The sequence below is a fragment of the Rhizobium sp. Leaf453 genome (assembly GCF_001425605.1).
Classification (GTDB): domain Bacteria; phylum Pseudomonadota; class Alphaproteobacteria; order Rhizobiales; family Rhizobiaceae; genus Pararhizobium.
In genome coordinates this window covers 21,647-41,014 of sequence record NZ_LMRG01000029.1, presented here as the reverse complement: position 1 = coordinate 41,014, position 19,368 = coordinate 21,647, and the positions used below count along the sequence as shown (strand labels likewise).

Here is a 19,368-nt window from a genome sequence, read left to right as displayed (position 1 = left end):
AAATGCGCACGCGCGACCGCAAAACCCGATCTCAGCCACCCCGAAGCTCCGCGCGTTCCGCTGGGCCTCTTCACAATGACACGGTTTTTCCGGCGGCGTGACACGACGGAAAACGAGCGGGACACACGATGCGGACAGATACGGGCGAAATCATTCATCTGGAAGACTACCGGCCAACGGATTTCGTCCTTGAGAGAGTGGATCTCACCTTCGAACTCGATCCGACAGAAACCAAGGTCGAAGCGCGCCTGATCTTCCACCGGCGCGAAGGCGGCGCCGAGGATGCGCCGCTGGTTCTCGATGGCGACGAATTGAAGATGACCGCTCTGCTGCTCGATCAGGAAGAAATTCCGGCGTCCAATTACGACGCTGCGGAACGTACCCTGACCATCCGCAACCTGCCGGCATCGGCGCCGTTCGAGGTGACGATCACCACGGAAATCAATCCCGAGGCCAACACCAAGCTGATGGGCCTCTACCGCACCAGCAATGTCTATTGCACCCAGTGCGAGGCGGAAGGGTTCCGCCGTATCACCTATTTTCCCGATCGCCCGGATGTTCTCGCCGTCTACACGGTCAACATCATCGCCGACAAGGCGACCGCGCCGCTTCTGCTGTCGAACGGCAACTATCTCGGTGGCGCCGGCATGGGCGATGGCCGGCATTTCGCCGCCTGGTTCGATCCGCATCCCAAGCCGAGCTACCTGTTCGCGCTCGTTGCCGGTGATCTCGGCGTCGTCGAGGACACGTTCACGACGATGTCCGGCCGTGACGTCACCCTGAAGATTTATGTCGAGCACGGCAAGGAGCCCCGCGCCGCCTACGCCATGGACGCCCTGAAGCGGTCAATGAAATGGGACGAGGAGCGTTTCGGCCGCGAATACGATCTCGATATCTTCATGATCGTCGCCGTCTCCGATTTCAACATGGGCGCGATGGAGAACAAGGGGCTGAACGTCTTCAACGACAAGTATGTCCTCGCCGACCCCGAAACCGCGACAGATGCCGACTACGCCAATATCGAGGCGATCATCGCGCATGAATATTTCCACAACTGGACCGGCAACCGCATCACCTGCCGCGACTGGTTCCAGCTCTGCCTCAAGGAAGGCCTGACGGTTTATCGCGACCACGAATTCTCGGCCGACCAGCGCTCCCGTACGGTCAAGCGCATCGCCGAAGTCCGCCACCTCAAGGCCGAGCAGTTTCCCGAGGATGCAGGTCCCCTCGCCCATCCCGTCCGCCCGACAAAATATCGCGAAATCAACAACTTCTACACGACGACCGTCTATGAGAAAGGCAGCGAAGTCACCCGGATGATCGCGACGCTGCTTGGCGCCGATCTGTTCAAGGCGGGCATGGACCTCTACTTCGAGCGGCATGACGGCCAGGCCGTCACGATCGAGGATTTCGTAGCCTGCTTCGCCGAAGTCAGCAAGCGTGACCTGACGCAGTTTTCTCTCTGGTACCATCAGGCAGGAACACCACTCGTCAGTGCTTCGACCGCCTATGATGCAGCCAAGCAGACCTTCACCCTGTCGCTGGAACAGATGGTACCGCCGACGCCCGGACAAGCCTCGAAAGAGCCCATGCACATCCCGCTGCGCCTCGGCCTGCTGCTGGAAGACGGCTCGGAAGCAGCCGTTTCGTCCGGAAGCGGCGCCGAGATCACCGATGATGTCCTGCACCTCGTCGAGCGCAACCAGACCGTGGTGTTCAACGGCGTCACCTCGCGCCCGGTCCTGTCGCTGAACCGTGGTTTCTCGGCGCCGATCAACCTGCATTTCGAGCAGACGCCAGCGGACCGCGCCCATATCGCCAAGCACGAGCGCGACCTTTTCGCCCGCTGGCAGGCGCTCAACGATCTCGCCCTGCCGAACCTTGTCGAGGCGACTGCCCGCGTGAGGGCGGGACAGCCTGCGCGCTGTGATGCCGCGCTGATCGAGGCTTTACTGGCCGCCGCGGCTGATAGCGAACTTGAGCCCGCCTTCCGCGCGCAGGCGCTCGCCCTTCCGAGCGAAGCCGACATTGCCCGCGAAATCGGCAGCAACAACGATCCCGATGCCATCCATGCCGGACGCCAGCAAATCATGACGGCGATCGCACAGGCCGGTCGGGAAATCTTCGCCAAGCTCGCCGACGAACTGATCGATACAGGTGCGTTCAGCCCCGATGCATCCAGCGCCGGACGGCGGGCGCTGCGCAACACCGCCCTCTCCTATCTCGTCTATGCCGAAAACGCTCCCGATCGCGCCGCGGCAGCGTTCAAGGCGGCCAACAACATGACGGACCTCAGCCAGGCGCTCACGATCCTGGCGCATCGCTTCCCTGCATCGACAGCGGCAACGGAAGCGCTTGCCGCGTTCAAGGCACGGTTTGCCGACAACGCGCTTGTCATCGACAAATGGTTCACCATCCAGGCGACCATTCCCGGCGCGGAAGCACTTGACCGCGTCAAGGCACTGATGGGCGATCCGTTGTTCAACGGCTCCAACCCAAACCGCGTTCGGTCGTTGATCGGCACCTTTGCCTTTTCGAACCCGACCGGCTTCAACCGCGCAGATGGCGAGGGATATCGCTTCCTTGCCCGCCAGATCCTCGACATCGACCCGCGCAATCCGCAACTGGCCGCGCGCATCCTGACCTCGATGCGCTCTTGGCGTTCGCTGGAAGAAATCCGCGCGAACCACGCACGCGATGCACTGCGTGAAGTCGCGGCTGGAGCGAAGCTTTCGCCCGATGTCAGCGACATCGTCGAGCGCACGCTCAAAGGCTAGGAAAGATCAAGTAGAGACGTCGCGAAAACCCTGCAAATGCAGGGTTTTTCGTTTCCGGACGTAGGGGACGTGCGCCAATACGATTTCCCAATGACGAGAATTGGTTAACAAAGTTTTACGTTTTTCTCTGGACAACCCGAATCACAATTGATTCATTGGGGCAGGTTCGAGCGAGCGGCGCATCGAATCACACGAGGGTTTACAGATTTGACGAAGATGGCGGAAGCGCAGCGGGGACGCGCAGCCGGCGAGCGGCTGCGTCCAAAATTTCCCGGCTTTTCAAGCCTGGAAAAGGACGTGATCCAGCACGCACGGATTTTCACCGAGCCGGCGGCTTTGCGCCTGGCCCGTGCCGAGCCTATCCTGAAGCGCTCCATCCCGATCCTGATCACGGCCTTTCTACTTGTCGTCGCGATTTCGCGCATCAGCGGCATCATGGTAGAGTATGCCCGCATGGAGGCAAGCTCGCGCCAGGCGACGATGCTTGCGGCCGCAACCGCCAGCGCCGCACTGCAGGACAAGGGCGTCGAACTCTTTGACAAGGCACAGAAGTGGGAAGTCGAGCAGCGATTGAACGCGGTCTTGCCGCCGGATTTGCTTGAGCCCGGCGCATTCATCCTGACGGTCCGCAAGGACGGCAGAATCTTCGCCAGTTCGCCTGCCGGCTCCTCCTATACCGGCCGGACACTTGCGACCGTGGCACCGGAAGTGGCGGCGTTCCAGTATTTCGGGGAACACTCGACCGTGATGAAGACCTTCATCGGCGGCGGCGAGCATCTTGTCGCCCTGATACGGGTTCCCAATGATGCAGGGACGCTGATGGTTGCCACGCCGCTGGCCCGGATCGACCGGCTGTGGCGCGACGAGGTTTCGCTCAACGTCACACTCTTCGCCGGTATTTCGGCCATCCTGCTGGTCATTCTCTATGCCTATTACATCCAGGCGAAGCGTGCCCGCGACGCCGACCAGATCTTTGCGGAATCCAACCTGCGGGTGGAGACGGCACTGTCGCGCGGCCGCTGCGGCTTGTGGGACTTCGACATGCCGAACCGCCGCCTGTTCTGGTCGCGCTCCATGTATGAAATGCTCGGCATGCCGCCCAAGAGCAATGTCCTGTCGTTCGGCGACGCCGCCCGCCTGATGCATCCGGATGACGGCAGCATCTACAAGGTCGCCCGCACTATCGCCAAGGGCGATGCCCGCCAGATCGACCAGATTTTCCGCATGCGCCATGCCGATGGGCACTATGTCTGGCTCAGAGCCCGAGCCCAGGTGATCCGCACCGTATCCGGCCGCGTGCACCTGATCGGCATCGCGATGGACGTGACGGAACAACATCGCCTCGCGCAGCGCTATGCCGAAGCCGACCAGCGGCTCGCCGACGCCATCGAGTGTACCTCGGAAGCCTTTGTGCTCTGGGACAAGAACGATCGCCTGGTGATGTGCAACGCCCACTACCAGCAGGCCTACAAGCTGCCGGCCCGTGTCCTCGTGCCCGGCACCGAGCGCTCGGTGGTGACGGCCGCCGCAGCCCGCCCGATCATCGAGCGCCGGATCGCCGATCCCGACCGCTCCAATCATTCGCAGACATCCGAAGTCCAGCTGTCCGACCAGCGCTGGCTGCAGATCAACGACCGGCGCACCCGCGACGGCGGTATGGTGTCGGTGGGTACCGACATCACCCTTTTGAAGCGCCACCAGGTGCGACTGCGCGAATCTGAACGCCGCCTGATGGCGACCATCGGCGATCTCTCAACGTCGCGCATCACGCTGGAACGGCAGAAGGCCGAACTGTCTGTCGCCAACGCCAATTATCAGGCGGAAAAAGACCGGGCAGAGGCGGCGAACCGCGCCAAGTCCGAATTCCTCGCCAACATGTCGCATGAACTGCGCACACCGCTGAACGCCATTCTCGGTTTCTCCGAAATCCTCCAGAACAAGATGTTCGGACCGCTCGGCTCGGAGAAATACGACGAATACTCCCACGACATCCATGACAGCGGCAAACACCTCTTGAACGTGATCAACGACATTCTCGACATGTCGAAGATCGAAGCCGGTCAAATGAAGATCAGCCGCGAAACCATCGACCTCGCGCCCCTGATCGAGGAGACCCTGCGCTTCACCACGATCCCCGCACAGCAGAAGAGCATCTGCGTCGACCAGCAGATTTCGTCGGGTCTCACGATCAATGCCGACCGGCGGGCGATGAAGCAGGTCCTGCTCAATCTCCTGTCGAATGCCGTCAAGTTCACCAATGAAGGCGGAAAGATTTCGCTGCGTGCCCGCAAGGTCTCCGGCGCCGTGACGCTGACGATCGCCGATACCGGCATCGGCATTCCGAGCAAGGCGCTGCAGAAGATCGGCCAGCCGTTCGAACAGGTACAGAGCCAGTATGCCAAGAGCAAGGGTGGCTCCGGCCTCGGTTTGGCGATCTCGCGCTCCCTGACTCTGCTGCACGGCGGCACTATGAAAATCCATTCGACCGAAAACGTCGGCACGATCATCACGCTGCGTATTCCCGATGCGGCGCCCCGGCCGGCCTCGGAAAACAAGACCGCCCCAATCTCGGTCTACGCCTGAGCGTCCGCTCTCAGGCTTTCACGACCACCTGGAAAATCCGGCGGACCGCCTTCGAGAGGCGGCGAATGTCAGCCTCCAGCACCTTGATATCCGGCGCATCGCCCGCACGGCACAGGAGGTCGATCAGACCGGCCGGCGCATCCTTGAGTTCGAGATCGCCTTCGATACACAGCCGCACCATCTGCGACAGGTCCGTGAAGAGCGCCAAGGCTTCCAGCACCGTATCGAGATCCGTCGCGCTCAAGAGATCAGGCCCAAGTACCCGCAGGACATCGGCCGTTGATGTCCCGTTCGCAGGCACCGCCTTCCCCTTTGCCGGTGCGATCAGGGTCAGATACTGGGCGATAAACTCGATATCGACGAGCCCACCGGGAATGAGCTTGAAATCCCAGACATCCGTCGGCGGCTTTTCCTTGTCGATCAGGTCCCGCATCTCTGAAACATCGGCCGTGACCTTCGCAATGTCACGACTTTGTCCGAGAATATCACCGACGATGGCATTGGCCTGGCTGATCAGGCTTTCGTCACCACACAGGACACGGGCACGCGTCAGCGCCATGTGCTCCCAGGTCCAGGCTTCTTCCCGCTGGTATTTCTCGAATGCGTTGATGCGCGTCGCGACGGGTCCCTTGTTGCCGGACGGGCGCAGGCGCATGTCGACCTCATACAGCACGCCCTCCGCCGTCGGCGCGGAAAGCGCCGAGATCAGCCGCTGGGTGATGCGCGTGAAGTACCGCACGGAATCGAGCGGCTTGGGACCATCGGATTCCAGTGCAGCGTCGTCATAATCATAGAGAAGGATGATATCGACATCCGACCCGGCGGTCAGTTCGTGGCTGCCGAGCTTGCCCATGCCAATTACGGCCACACGTCCGCCCGGAAACCTCCCGTGCGCCGCCTCGACTTCATTGAGTACGGCATCCAGCGCGGCGGTGATGATGAGGTCGGCCAGATCGGTGAAGGCATGCCCCGCCTGCACGCCGGGAATGACCCCGGTCAGAAGGCGAATACCGATCAGGAAACGCTGTTCGGATGCCGTGATCCGCAGCCGGTCGAGAATATCCTCGTAATGCCGCGCCCCGGTCAGAAAGCCCCTGATCCGGTCGCCCAGATAATCCCGCGTCGGCAGTTCGGCGAGAAGCCGCGGATCGAGCATGCCGTCGAAGACATGCGGCTTACTCGCGATGATATCGGCCAGTCGCGGCGCTGCCGACATGATGTTGACGATGAGCGAGAGGAGGCCGGGATTGTTGCCAAGCAGCGAGAACAGCTGGATGCCGGCAGGAAGCCCGGCGATGAAATGATCGAATCGCAACAGCGCTTCATCCGCCCGCTTGCTCTGGCCAAATACACGCAAAAGCTCCGGTGTCAGCTCCGTCAGCCGCTCGCGGGCCTCGACCGATTGCGTCGCACGATAGCGGCCATAGTGCCAGGTGCGAATCGTGCGAGAGATATCCTGCGGCCGCTCGTAACCGAGATTTTTCAGGGTTTCGAGTGTATCCGGGTCGTCCTTCTGGCCGGTAAAAACGAGATTGCCGGTCTCGGTCGATAGCTTGGCCTCCTGCTCGAACAGTTGCGCATAGCGGCGCTCGACCGTCTTCAGCATTTTCGACAGGGTGGCAGAAAACGAGCTGACCTCGGCAAAACCCATCATGTAGGCGATCCGCTTCAGCTCGGCGTCCGTCGTCGGCAACAAATGCGTCTGCTCATCCCGCACCATCTGTATCCGGTGTTCGACATCGCGCAGGAACCAGTAGGCTTCCGTCAGCTCTTCCGCCGTGGTCGCGTCAATCCAGTTCGCCTTGGCAAGCCCGGTGAGCATCGGCTCGGTCGCCCGTAGTCTCAGCTCCGGCATGCGACCACCAGCGATCAGTTGCTGCGTCTGGACGAAGAATTCGATTTCCCGGATACCGCCGCGCCCGAGCTTGACGTTGTGGCCTTTCACCGCGATCTCGCCATGGCCCTTATGCGCATGGATCTGCCGCTTGATGGAATGGATATCGGCGATCGCCGCATAATCGAGGTATTTGCGGAACATGAATGGCGTCAGTTCGCGCAGGAAGGCCTCCCCGGCCTTGATATCGCCGGCAACAGGACGTGCCTTGATGAAGGCCGCGCGCTCCCAGTTCTGCCCCCGGCTTTCGTAATACAGGATGGCCGCCTCGACGGGGATCGCCAGCGGCGTCGCGCCTGGATCGGGACGCAGACGCAGGTCGGTGCGGAAAACATAACCGTCGCCGGTACGCTCCTGCAGGATGCGGATCAGCCGGCGCAGCAGCCGGGCAAAGACTTCGGGCGCATCCTCGCGATCGGTGATCAGCGGCGCCTGCGGCTCATAGAACACGACGAGGTCGATATCGGAGGAATAGTTCAGCTCGAATGCACCAAGCTTGCCCATGCCGAGAACGACAACACCCGACTTTTCGCTGGGATGCTCGACATCGGAGACAAACAGCTTGCCGCCGTCATGGGCACCCAGAAGCAGGTGGTCGATCACGGCGGAAACGGCGGCACCGGCAAAATCGCTCAGCCAGCGTGTCGTCTCGCGGGCATCGAGGAACCGGGACAGATCGGCAAGCGCCAAGGCAAAGGCGATATCGCGCTTCGCCTGCCGCAACCGCGTCATGATCTCGGCATCGGATACCGGCTTACCAGGCTCCGTGCCCTTCCAGGCCGAGCGCGCGGACTCGATACAAGCTTCGAGATAAGGAAGGATCGGCCCGGCAAGGGCCTTTGAAAGGACGATTGGGTGGGCACTCGCCGTGTCCCGCAGATATGGCGAGAGCGAGAAGGCAGCCGTCAGAAAATCCTTGAGCGGCGGGTGCGACGAGAGACTATCGCCAATCTCCGGATAAGACTTCGCCATGTCCTTGAGTGCGGACTGCACGGACTTGGCGTCCGTCTGGCTCATCGGCCGTATGGCAAAATCACTGATCCCGGCAAGACGCCGTTCATCCGTCTGCATCGTGACCTCTCCCATGCTCCCGATTTCGACACGTCATGCCTATCAGGCCGACGGCGTCGGGAAAACCATGCTGGCGGTCAAACCACGATTGTTTTCAGAACCCGGCACAGTATCATCGAGTTCGAGCGAGCCCTGGTGCATCTCCATGACCGCTTCGACCAATGACAGTCCAAGGCCGGTTCCCGGCTTGCTGCGGCTCTCGTCCAGCCGCACGAAACGCTCGACGACATCCTCGCGCTTGTCTGCGGGAATGCCCGGCCCGTGATCGGCAACCGACAGAACGATCCTGTCGTCGCGCCGGGCAAGCGTCACGCGGATCGAAGGATTTGCGCCGCCCTCGGAATATTTGATGGCATTGTCGATGAGGTTGCCGAGCGCCTGCCCGATCAGTTCGCGATTGCCCGAGACATGGATGTCCGGCGGCACGTCCGCCTCCAGCGTCAGGGCCCGATCTTCGGCCACCGGCTCATAAAGCTCGACGCAATCGGCGACACTGCGCGACAGGTCGACATCGCTCATCTCGGCAGCGGCGGCCCCCGCCTCCACCCGCGAAATCATCAACAGCGCATTGAAGGTACGGATCAGTTGGTCAGATTCGCCGATGATCTCCTCAAGCGAGGCGCGATATCCCGAATTGGTCGCCTTGTGCGCCAGCGCCGCCTCCGCCTTGTTGCGCAGCCGGGTCAGAGGTGTCTTCAGGTCGTGGGCGATGTTGTCGGAAACCTGTCGAAGGCCCTCGTTCAGCTTCTCGATCCGGCCCAGCATGGCGTTCAGCGATTCCGACAACCGGTCGAACTCGTCGCCGGAGCCGCTCATCGGCAGTCGCTGCGAAAGATCGCCCGCCATGATCCGGGTGCTTGCGTCCGACATACGGTCGATCCGCTTCAGGGCATTGCGGCCAATGGCGAACCAGATCAGCAGGGCGCCGATGCCCATGATGCCTAGAGCAACCATCAGCGCCTGCCGCACCAGCACCCGAAATTTCTCCGGCTCCTGCAGATCGCGGCCGACGAGGATTCGCAGCCCGTTGTCCAGAACAAGCACATGCGCCAGCGCCACATGCGTTTCCTTGCGGCTTTCGTCGGTATAGCGCTGATAGCGAAATGCCTCCCCCGTCCAGCCTTCCTTGTCGAGTAGCCCCGGCTGCAGCGAGGCGACATTGCCGGCGAGAATCTCGCCCGTGGGGCCGGCGATGACATAGAGATTGGCGCCGGGTTGACGTGCACGCCGCTCCAGCGTCCTGAGCAGCGCGTTCACGCCGCCGCGCGCATAGACGTTGTCGATTTGGGAAACCTCGGCCGTGACCGCGTCGCGCGTCTGCTGCTCCAGCAGGCGCTCGGACATGGCGGTCACGTAGAAGACGAGAAACGCCGCGCAGAGCGCAAAGAGCACGAGATAAAGCGCCGAAAGGCGAAGGGCAGTGGTGCGAAGGAGAACGCGCAGTCTGCTCATGCGTCGGGACGCCCGTCACCCTTGGCCGTTTCGTCCTTGATCATGTAGCCCGAACCGCGAACGGTCCGCAGTAGCGGCAGGTCAAAATCCTTCTCGATCTTCGAGCGCAGCCGCGACACATGCACGTCGATGACATTGGTCTGCGGATCGAAGTGATAATCCCAGACATTTTCGAGTAGCATGGTGCGCGTCACCACCTGCCCTGCATTCTTCATCAGATATTCCAGGAGCCGGAATTCGCGCGGCTGAAGCAGCAGCTCTCGGCCCTGACGCCGGACGGTGTGCGACAGCCGGTCCAGTTCAAGATCGCCGACGCGGTAGACCATGTCCTGCTCGGGCGCGCCCTTTCGGCGGCCAAGGACCTCGACGCGGGCAAGCAGTTCGTTGAAGGCGTAGGGCTTGGGCAGATAGTCGTCGCCGCCGGCCCGCAGGCCCGTCACCCGATCATCGACCTGGCCCAGCGCCGAAAGGATCAGCACCGGCGTGTGGATGGCTTTGCGGCGCAATTCACTGATAACAGAGAGGCCGTCGCGTCGCGGCAGCATGCGGTCGATGACGAGCACGTCGTAGGTATTTTCGCTCGCCATGAACAAGCCGCTTTCGCCGTCGCTCGCATGATCGGAAACAATGCCAGCCTCGCGAAAGGCCTTGGCCAGATAGGCAGCCGCCTCCAGGTCATCTTCGATAATCAGAATCTTCATGCGCGCGACCATAGTCCCGGACCTGTCTCTTCCACAACCGGTTTGACCTCGGGAAATTGCGTCCTTCCGCCCGGTTGCGCGGCGAGACTTTTCCCTGAAACGTCGGGCGCCGCGAAACTCTGGAGAGAGTTCGCGGCGCCCGGCTGATCAGTGGAGCCGCATCACCCCTGGTTGATCGGCAGCGCCACGAAGCGGCTGGCATTGTCAGCCTCGATCTGGAACAGCGCCTTGGTGCGGCCATCCTTCTTGGCGGCTTCGATCACCTTGAGGATGTCGTCGGCCGACTTGACCTCCTGGTTGTTGACCGAAACGATCTTCTGGCCTTCCTTCAGCCCGCGATCGCTGGCGTCGGAGTCCGGATCGACAGCGGAGATCGTCACGCCATTGCCGTCATCGGCCGGCATGACGGTGACGCCGAGGTCAGCCAGAGCCTTCTCGCTCGAAGGCTGCTCTTCCTGCTGCGGCTGCTGTTCGGCACCGGCAGAAGCTTCCTTGTCCGCCGGCAGCGTGCCGACTTCCAGCTTGACACTTTCCGCCTTGCCGTCGCGCCAGAGCGTGACGTCGACGCTGGTGCCCGGACGCATGGCGCCGATCTTGCGAGCCAGTTCGCGCGGTCCCTTGATCGTGTCGCCGTCGACGGCGGTGATCACGTCGCCCTTCTTGATACCGGCTTTTTCACCGGGAGAACCGGCCTGCGGTTCGATGACAAGCGCGCCGCTCGCCTCGGCAAGGCCGAGCGATTCGGCCACGTCCTTGTCGACGGGTTGGATCTGCACGCCAAGCCAGCCGCGCGAGACTTCGCCGTCCTTCATCAGGTCGTTGACCACGTCCTTGGCAACGGATGCCGGAATGGCGAAGGCGATGCCGACATTGCCGCCGGAGGGCGAGAAGATCGCGGTGTTGATGCCAACAACTTCGCCGTTGAGATTGAAGGTGGGGCCACCCGAGTTGCCACGGTTCACGGCCGCATCGACCTGCAGGTAATCGTCATAGGGGCCGGAGCCGATATCGCGGCCACGGGCCGAAACGATACCCGCAGTCACCGTACCGCCGAGACCGAACGGATTGCCGACGGCTACGACCCAGTCACCGACACGGACCTTGCTGTCATCGGCAAAACCGACATAGGCGAACTTGCGCTTGTCATCGACCTTCAGGACGGCAAGATCCGTACGGCTGTCCTTGCCGATCAGCTTGGCGTCGAGTTCGGTGCCATCGTTCAGAATAACGGTGAAGGCCGAGCCATCGGAAACGACGTGGTTGTTGGTGACGAGGTAACCGTCTTCGGAAATGAAGAAGCCGGAACCCTGCGAGGTCGGACGCAGGCGACCCGGCTTGCCGTCACGCGGGCCATGGCCACGATCGGCGCGTCTGTCATTATCCTGGCCGCCGTTCGGGCCGCCGAATTCCTTGAAGAAGCGCTTCAGCGGGTGATCGTCGGGAAGTTCGTCAAAACCACGGCCGCCGAAATCGAAGCTGAAGCCGTTACTGGCATCATCGGAAACCGGGTTGGCGCGCGACTGGACGCGAACGGACACGACAGCCGGAGAAACGGCATCGACCACGTTCGCAAAGCTCGGAACCTGCGGCGCCTCGATCTTGACGGCGGCGGCAAAGGAATGGGTGACGGTAGCAGGGATGCCGGTCGACAGCATGACAGCCGCGAGCCCCGCGACGGTCGAGGTTTTCAAAACAGTCTTCAGGGAAGGACGCAGTGATTGGTTCTTGAACATCCGATTTGCCTTTTCTCTTCAAAGTCTGGCTGACTGGAGGAACAGCCGATGAGAAAGGTTTAGTCGAACGCACCTTACTGGCTCGTGTCCGCGACGTGAACTTTTGGTAATGTTGGGACTAACTGTTCTTTTGGAGTAGAGAGCCTGTAAATCTTTAAACGGCAACGTCTTGGGCCATCAGACCACGGGGCCTGAAAAACCGAACGAAATCAGTCTTTCAATACAGCATCCAGACGCGCCTGTTCCTCGGCGGAAAGTTTCGTTCCCGTCACCTTCCCTGTTCGGCGCCGAACAGCAGTCAACATGGCAACGGCTCCTGCGAGAAGCAGAATGACCGGCGCGCCCCAGAGGATGAGCGTCTTCGCCTCGAAACGCGGCTTGAGCAGCACGAATTCGCCGTAGCGCGACACCACATAGTCGATGACCGCAGCATCGCTGTCACCATTGGTGATCCGCTCGCGCACCAGCAGGCGCAAATCCTTGGCGAGCTCAGCGTTGGAATCGTCGATCGACTGGTTCTGGCAGACCATACAGCGCAGTTGCGCCGACAGGGCGCGAGCGCGGGCTTCGAGCGCCGGATCAGCCAGCACCTCGTCCGGATTGACCGCAAAGGCCGGCCAGGCCGAGATCATCAGCAACAGCACGAAGACCAACCGGCGGATCATTGCGCTGGCTCCAGAACCGGCTTTTTCAGCTTCTTCGCCCGGGACGGCGCGCCGACACGCAAACGCCTGTCGCTGAGCGAGACTATCCCGCCGGCCATCATGAACAGGGCTCCTCCCCAGATGCACAGGATCAGCGGCTTCCACCAGACCCGCACCACGACACCACCATCGGCCATGTCGTCACCCAGCGAGACATAGAGCTGGCTGAGGCCGAATGTGCGGATGCCGGCTTCCGTCGTCGGCATCTGCCGCGCCGTGTAGAACCGCTTGGAAGACCATACATCGCCCAACAAAGCGTCCGCGCGCGTGATGCTGAAATGCCCGCTCTCCTCGCTGTAGTTGGGACCATTACTGTTGCGCAGACCATCGAAGCGCAGTGTGTAACCGCCGGCCTCCGTGGTCATGCCCTGCTTCATCTCGACGACATGCTCCGTCGAAAATGCCGTGACCGCAACGATACCGATCAGCGTCACGCCGAGCCCGACATGCGCTAGAGCAGCACCGAAGACTGAGCGGGGCAGGCCCGTCAGCCGCCGCACGGCAACCGAACCGGCGACCTTGCCGAATCCGGATCGCAGATAAACCTCCGTCAGCGAGCCCACGATCAGGTAGAAGCCGAGGGCAAGACCGAGCAAAGCCATGACCGGCCCGCCGTTCTGCGCATAGTAAACTGCACTGCCGCCAACCAGCCCGACCGCCACCGCCGCAAACAGTCGCTGGCCCGCGCCGAGCAGGTCACCCCGCTTCCAGGCCAGAAGAGGCCCGAAGGGAACCGCCAACAGCAGAGGCAGCATCAACAACCCGAACGTCATGTTGAAGAAAGGTGGTCCGACGGAAATCTTGGAGCCCGTCAGCGCTTCCAGAACCAGCGGATAAAGCGTGCCAGTCAAAACAGTGGCGGCCGCTGTCGTGAGGATGAGATTGTTGAAGACCAGCGCGCCCTCACGCGAAATCGGGGCGAACAGCCCGCCAACCTTGAGCCGTGAGGCGCGGAAGGCAAACAGCGACAGCGAACCGCCGATGAACAGGATGAGGATGACCAGAATGAACACGCCGCGCGTCGGATCGGTGGCGAAGGCGTGCACCGAGGTCAGGACACCGGACCGAACGAGAAACGTCCCGAGCAACGACATCGAAAAGGTCATCAGCGCCAGAAGCACCGTCCAGATTTTCAGCGCTTCCCGCTTTTCCATCACAAGCGCCGAATGAAGCAGCGCCGTCCCGGCAAGCCAGGGAATGAAGGATGCGTTTTCGACCGGGTCCCAGAACCACCAGCCGCCCCAACCCAGTTCGTAATAGGCCCAGTAGGACCCCATGGCGATGCCGGCCGTCAGGAAGGTCCAGGCAGCCAATGTCCACGGCCGAACCCAGCGCGCCCAGGCCGCATCGATGCGGCCTTCGATCAGCGCCGCCACGGCAAAAGAAAAGCAGACGGAAAAACCGACATAACCGAGATAGAGCAGCGGCGGATGGATGGCGAGGCCAACGTCCTGCAGGACCGGATTGAGGTCTTGCCCCTCGCCGGGCGCATCGAGGAGCCGATTGAAGGGATTGGACGTCAGGAGAATAAATAGCGAAAACGCGGCGGTGATCATGGCCTGTACGGCCAGCACATTGGCCTTCAACGTGTCCGGCAGATTGTTTCCGAACCACGCAACCAGCGCCGAGAAGAATGCCAGGATCAGCATCCACAGCAGCATGGACCCTTCATGGTTCCCCCAGACACCGGAGAACTTGTAGATCAATGGGATCTGCGAATGCGAGTTCTCCCAGACGTTTTGGACGGAGAAGTCGGAGGTCACATGGGCATAGGTCAAGGCGCCGAAGGAAAGCGCCACCAGCAGGAATGTCGCCTTGGCCGCGATCGTGCCGATTTCCATCAGTGGCCCATCGTTGCGCAGCGCCCCGATGATGGGCAAGACCGATTGAAGCAACGAAGTCGCCAGTACCAGCACAAGCGCGTAGTGGCCAAGCTCAACGATCATTGGATATTCTCCTTGCCCCCGAGCGAGACACCCTGCTCTTTCAGCCGGTCCGCGACATCCTTCGGCATGTAGGTCTCATCATGCTTGGCCAGCACAGTGTCGGCAACGAAAAGCTGATTTCCATCCTTGAAGCTGCCCTCGGCGACAACGCCCTGCCCTTCACGGAAAAGATCGGGAAGGATACCGGTATAACTCACCGGCACATGCCCCAGCGTATCCGTGACGCTGAAAGTGATCGTCGCCCCCTCGCCACGCTTCACGGAGCCGGTCTCGACCAGTCCGCCCAAGCGGATGCGAGTCCCCGGCGCCAGGTTTGCCTTGGCAAGGTCGCCGGGAACATAGAAATAGGCGACCGACTGGCTGAAGGCGAACATCACCAGCAGCACGGCCGCGACGATGAAACTGACACCCCCGCCGATGATTGCCAGGCGCTTCTGCTTGCGGGTCATTGCGCGCCTCCATCGGTCTTCAAGCCAAGTTCACCGGCAAGCGCCAGCAATTGTTTACCCTCGTTCCCCTCAGCCGGAAAGACTTTCAATCCCTGCTTCAGGGCCTCCGCCGCCTTATCCTTCTGGCCAAGGACTGAGTAGGAACGGATGATCCGCATCCATCCTTCGAAATTTTTCGGGTCGGCCTTCAGCTTTTCGGCAAGGCTGCCGACCATGCCCTCGATCATCGCCGTCCGGTCACCCGCGCTCATATCCTGAGCGGCAGCAATATCGTCCGCCGTCGGGTTACCGAGCTTGGGTCCGGCCTCGGCACTTTGGCCCGACTGGACGCCACCATCAAGGCTCGCGATATGGTCGTTGACCAGCGGCAGCCACGGCGCGTCCTTCGGTGATGTCGCGACGATCTTGCGGAAGGCGGCCAGTGCATCCGCCGACCTTCCCTCCTGCTTCATCGCCAGCGCCAGATAGAACTGCGCGCGCGGATCGTTCGGCTCGATCACCAGCGATTTCTCAAGCGCTTCCTGCGCCTCGCTCGTCACTAATCCACCCGACAGGGCGATCAGGCTCTCGGCATAACCGCCGAGGCGAACAGGCGTCGGCCCAAGAATGCGCAGCGCGTTGCGAAAGGCCGTCGCAGCCTCCTGAACCCGGCCGCTACGGTAATAGATCGGTGCCAGTACGTCCCAGCCGGCGCCGTCCTCTGGATTGATCACAAGCTGGCGTTCCGCCCGCGCGATCAGGATGTTCATGTCGTTGCCGGGGTTTGCAAGACGGGCTGCCAGCGGCGCATCCGGCACGCCCGGGTTGCCTGTACGCAAGTAAAGACAGAGGCCTATGGCGGGCAGGATGACGACGACGGCAAGCTGCGCCAGCCGATTGCTTCGGCGCGGCGCCGGTACGCTTGCGGTTGCCTTGACGGCATCGGAGGCCGCCAGCAGGCGGCGGGCAACTTCGGCGCGTGCGAATTCGGCATCCTCGGCGGAAATCAGTCCGCCCGCGCGATCACGCTCGAGTTCTTTCAACTGGTCCCGATAGACTTCGACATCATGGGAGCGAGGCGCCTCGACGCGCGCGGCGGCGCGCAACAGCGGAAGCAGCAGAACGGCAGCAACAGCCGCCGTCAGGATGGCAACGAGAATCCAGAACAGCATGTCCGCTCAATTACTATGCGGACTGCACCATTCCAACTGTTAAACCGTAAATGACAGAAATTTGAGGCATTTCGCCGCAAGCAAGCGCTCAGGTCAACGGTGTCCAGGTGCCGTCGGCATTGCGGCAGGCCGCACCGCGTGCCACGCTGTCCTGTCCCTTGACCGTCAAGGTATGGCTGTACTGGCGGCAATTCTGCGAGCCGACCTGATAGGGTGCTGCGGCCACGACCGAACCGCTGACGCCCGATCCCTGCCAGACCACCGGCTGCCCGCCACGCGCGCCTTCCAGCGCACGATATTCCGCCTCGAGCGCGCGCTGACGGTCAGCCTTGCTGATCGAAAGACCGGTCTCACGGCCGATCACGCCTCCACCAAGTGCAGCGATGTAGGATGACGATGTATTGGTGGCCGTCAAGGTACCAGCCTTTGCCCCATTCCCCGAAGTCGTGCCGCAGCTACTGAGAAGCAGAGAAGACACGATCAGGCACGCAACCGGAGGCGCTGAAAAGATGGTCGGAAAACAGGCCAGGTTTTTCATCTCTCGGGGCAGCTCTCGCAATTCCGTTGCATCGGCAGATCATGGACGGCGCGTCCACCGAATCCATGGTTGACTTTCTTTTTACATTCCCCGCCGAAGCAGGCAACATCGCAGCAGCGAAAGCCGAACCATTCGGACATTTTGCCTGCCAGTCCGTCAAAAAAGTCACGGCCAGCCGCCCTCTTATGACACGGCCGGCAGCACCAGCACCGCGCTCAAGCCCCCGCGATCGCCGCGCGAAAGCACGAGCGTGCCCTGATATTCGCCGGCAATCTCGCTGACGATCGAAAGTCCCAACCCGGTCCCGGGCTTCGTTTCGTCCAGGCGCTTGCCGCGCTTGATCGCCACCGCAATCTGGTCCGGTTCCAGGCCCGGCCCGTCGTCATCAACCGCAACGGTCACCCAGTTCCTGCGCCCGGGATCCTTGCCCTGAACGCCTTCCGGCGCGATATGCGCGGTAACGTGTACCTGCTCGTTGGCGTAGCGCGCCGCATTATCCAGCAGGTTGCCGACGGTTTCCTCCACATCCTGCTGTTCCATCGCCAGAATAAGACCGGGGGGCGAGACCGTCAGCAGAAAGGTTTTCTCCGGATGTAGCCGGCGCATCACCCGCACCAGCCGTTCTAGAACAGGCTCGACCTCGGTGCGCGCCAGCACGGATTCCCGCTGCGCCGCGATCCGCGCACGGTTGAGATAGGATTGCACCTGCATCTGCATGGCATCGGCCTGCGCCTTGACAAGGTCGCCATGCGGCGCCTCCAGCACCCGCGCCTCGTTGATCAGCACGGCCAGCGGCGTCTTCAGCGAATGGGCGAGATTGCCGACCTGCATGCGCGCGCGCTCGATGATGCGGCGGTTGCTATCGATCAGCGCATTGACCTCGCTCGCCAAAGGCTGGATCTCGCGCGGAAACTCCCCGTCCAGCCGCTCGCTCTCACCGGCGCGAATTTTTTCCAGCGAGCGCCGCGCCTGATCGAGCGGCCGGAGGCCGAACAGGATCGCCAGCGCGTTCATGCCAAGGCCACCGAAACCGAAGATCGCCAGCGCCAGATAGAGATTGCGGTTGAAATCGTCGATATCGGCTTCCAGCACGTCGCGATTGCCCGCGACCCGGAAGCGCGCCGTGTGGCCCTGGATGTCGAGAACGACTTCCGTCTCCGCCACTTCGACGTCGTTGTTGAAGGAATCGACCGTCGTGTAGAAGCGCTCGTAGCGAATGTCGAACGGAACCTCGTCAACGCTTGCAATCGGTAGCTTGCCGGAACCGAGCGAGGTCGACATCAGCGGCGGCGTCGCGAATTCACCGATCGGCTCCACGATCCAGTACCAACCGGTCTGCGGCTGCGAGAACCTGAGGTCACCAAGCTGCGGACTTCCGGCCAGCACCTGCTTGTCGTTGACGACGATCGAGTTGATGACGTTGTAGAGCTGCGCTCGCAAAAGATCCTGGAATCCGCGCTCGGATCCCTGACGATAGAGTGCCGAGATCACCACGCCGATCACCACCAGCGCCGCCACCGCCCAGATGGTGGAAACCAGAAGCACGCGCGCGGTCAGGGATTGCGGCCGCAGCATCAGCGGCACCACGGCAAAGATGGCGCGAGCGCCGATCCGGAGCCGGTCATGTCCGCTGACGCGCTCAGCTCTTGGCGTCCTTGCTGACCATGCCCGGCGCCTGCATCCGGTAGCCGAGGCCACGCACGGTCTCGATCAGATCGTTGCCGATCTTCTTGCGCAATCGGCCGACAAAGACCTCGATCGTATTGGAATCGCGGTCGAAATCCTGATCGTACATATGTTCGACCAGCTCGGTGCGCGACACTACCTGCCCCATATGGTGCATCAGGTAGGAGAGAAGCCGGAATTCATGCGAGGTCAGTTTCAGCGCCACGCCGTTGACCGTTGCCTTGGAACCCTTGGTATCCAGCCGCACCGGACCGCAGACGATTTCGGAGCTGGCATGCCCTGCCGCCCGCCGGATCAGGGCGCGGATGCGTGCCAGCACTTCCTCGACGTGGAACGGCTTCGTCACATAATCGTCGGCACCGGCGTCGATGCCAGCCACCTTGTCGCTCCAGCGATCGCGTGCAGTCAGGATCAGCACCGGCATCACCTTGCCCGCGCCGCGCCACTTTTCCAGTACAGTGATACCGTCCATCTCCGGCAGGCCGATATCGAGGATAACAGCATCATAGGGCTCGCCGTCACCAAGATAGTGCCCCTCTTCGCCGTCGAAAGCCTGGTCAACGACATATCCCGCTTCCTTCAGCGTATCCGTCAGCTGGCGATTGAGATTGACGTCGTCTTCGACCACGAGAATGCGCATGAACTGACTTTCTTCCCTTCAGCGCGGCCGATCAGGGCAGGCC

General features: G+C 61.8%; 13 protein-coding genes. 2 read left to right on the top strand and 11 right to left on the bottom strand.

Annotated elements, in window-relative coordinates:
* Positions 1-128 precede the first annotated feature (128 nt).
* On the top strand, positions 129-2,777 hold the full coding sequence (pepN, locus tag ASG68_RS26540; protein WP_062576134.1) for an aminopeptidase N: 2,649 nt from the start codon (positions 129-131) through the stop codon (positions 2,775-2,777).
* A 207-nt stretch (positions 2,778-2,984) separates the two neighbouring features.
* Entirely contained in the window at positions 2,985-5,360 is a 2,376-nt protein-coding gene (locus ASG68_RS26535) for an ATP-binding protein (protein ID WP_062576133.1), read from the top strand.
* Positions 5,361-5,370: 10 nt separating this feature from the next.
* Here ASG68_RS26535 and ASG68_RS26530 read toward each other — a convergent pair whose 3' ends face one another.
* The 11 genes from ASG68_RS26530 to feuP all read right to left on the bottom strand — a co-directional run bounded on the left by ASG68_RS26530 (position 5,371) and on the right by feuP (position 19,325).
* Positions 5,371-8,325: a bifunctional [glutamine synthetase] adenylyltransferase/[glutamine synthetase]-adenylyl-L-tyrosine phosphorylase gene (locus ASG68_RS26530; RefSeq protein ID WP_062576132.1), complete on the bottom strand. Its 2,955-nt coding sequence runs from the start codon at positions 8,323-8,325 to the stop codon at positions 5,371-5,373.
* A gap of 42 nt (positions 8,326-8,367) precedes the next feature.
* On the bottom strand, positions 8,368-9,777 hold the full coding sequence (locus tag ASG68_RS26525) for a sensor histidine kinase (RefSeq protein ID WP_062576131.1): 1,410 nt from the start codon (positions 9,775-9,777) through the stop codon (positions 8,368-8,370).
* Positions 9,774-10,490, bottom strand: a complete 717-nt coding sequence (locus ASG68_RS26520) for a response regulator transcription factor (protein WP_156373796.1) — start codon at positions 10,488-10,490, stop codon at positions 9,774-9,776. The genes ASG68_RS26525 and ASG68_RS26520 overlap by 4 nt, the downstream gene beginning before the upstream one ends.
* 149 nt (positions 10,491-10,639) lie before the next feature.
* Positions 10,640-12,211: a Do family serine endopeptidase gene (locus ASG68_RS26515; RefSeq protein ID WP_062576130.1), complete on the bottom strand. Its 1,572-nt coding sequence runs from the start codon at positions 12,209-12,211 to the stop codon at positions 10,640-10,642.
* Between the two features lie 209 nt (positions 12,212-12,420).
* Positions 12,421-12,876 carry a cytochrome c-type biogenesis protein CcmH gene (locus ASG68_RS26510; protein WP_062576129.1) on the bottom strand — a complete coding sequence of 152 codons (456 nt, stop codon included), beginning with the start codon at positions 12,874-12,876 and terminating at the stop codon, positions 12,421-12,423.
* Positions 12,873-14,861 (bottom strand): heme lyase CcmF/NrfE family subunit, encoded by a 1,989-nt coding sequence (locus ASG68_RS26505; protein WP_062576128.1) that lies wholly within the window; start codon positions 14,859-14,861, stop codon positions 12,873-12,875. Before ASG68_RS26505 ends, ASG68_RS26510 begins: the two co-directional genes overlap by 4 nt.
* A complete protein-coding gene (ccmE, locus tag ASG68_RS26500) occupies positions 14,858-15,310 on the bottom strand; it encodes a cytochrome c maturation protein CcmE (protein ID WP_062576127.1) in 453 nt (150 codons plus the stop codon). Before ccmE ends, ASG68_RS26505 begins: the two co-directional genes overlap by 4 nt.
* Positions 15,307-16,461, bottom strand: coding sequence for a c-type cytochrome biogenesis protein CcmI (ccmI, locus tag ASG68_RS26495; protein WP_062610262.1), 1,155 nt, complete (start codon positions 16,459-16,461; stop codon positions 15,307-15,309). Before ccmI ends, ccmE begins: the two co-directional genes overlap by 4 nt.
* 88 nt (positions 16,462-16,549) lie before the next feature.
* A complete protein-coding gene (locus tag ASG68_RS26490; protein WP_062576125.1) occupies positions 16,550-16,999 on the bottom strand; it encodes a hypothetical protein in 450 nt (149 codons plus the stop codon).
* A 183-nt stretch (positions 17,000-17,182) separates the two neighbouring features.
* Positions 17,183-18,571 carry an ATP-binding protein gene (locus tag ASG68_RS26485; RefSeq protein ID WP_062576618.1) on the bottom strand — a complete coding sequence of 463 codons (1,389 nt, stop codon included), beginning with the start codon at positions 18,569-18,571 and terminating at the stop codon, positions 17,183-17,185.
* Positions 18,572-18,638: 67 nt separating this feature from the next.
* Positions 18,639-19,325 (bottom strand): two-component system response regulator FeuP, encoded by a 687-nt coding sequence (feuP, locus tag ASG68_RS26480; RefSeq protein ID WP_062576124.1) that lies wholly within the window; start codon positions 19,323-19,325, stop codon positions 18,639-18,641.
* Positions 19,326-19,368: the final 43 nt, after the last annotated feature.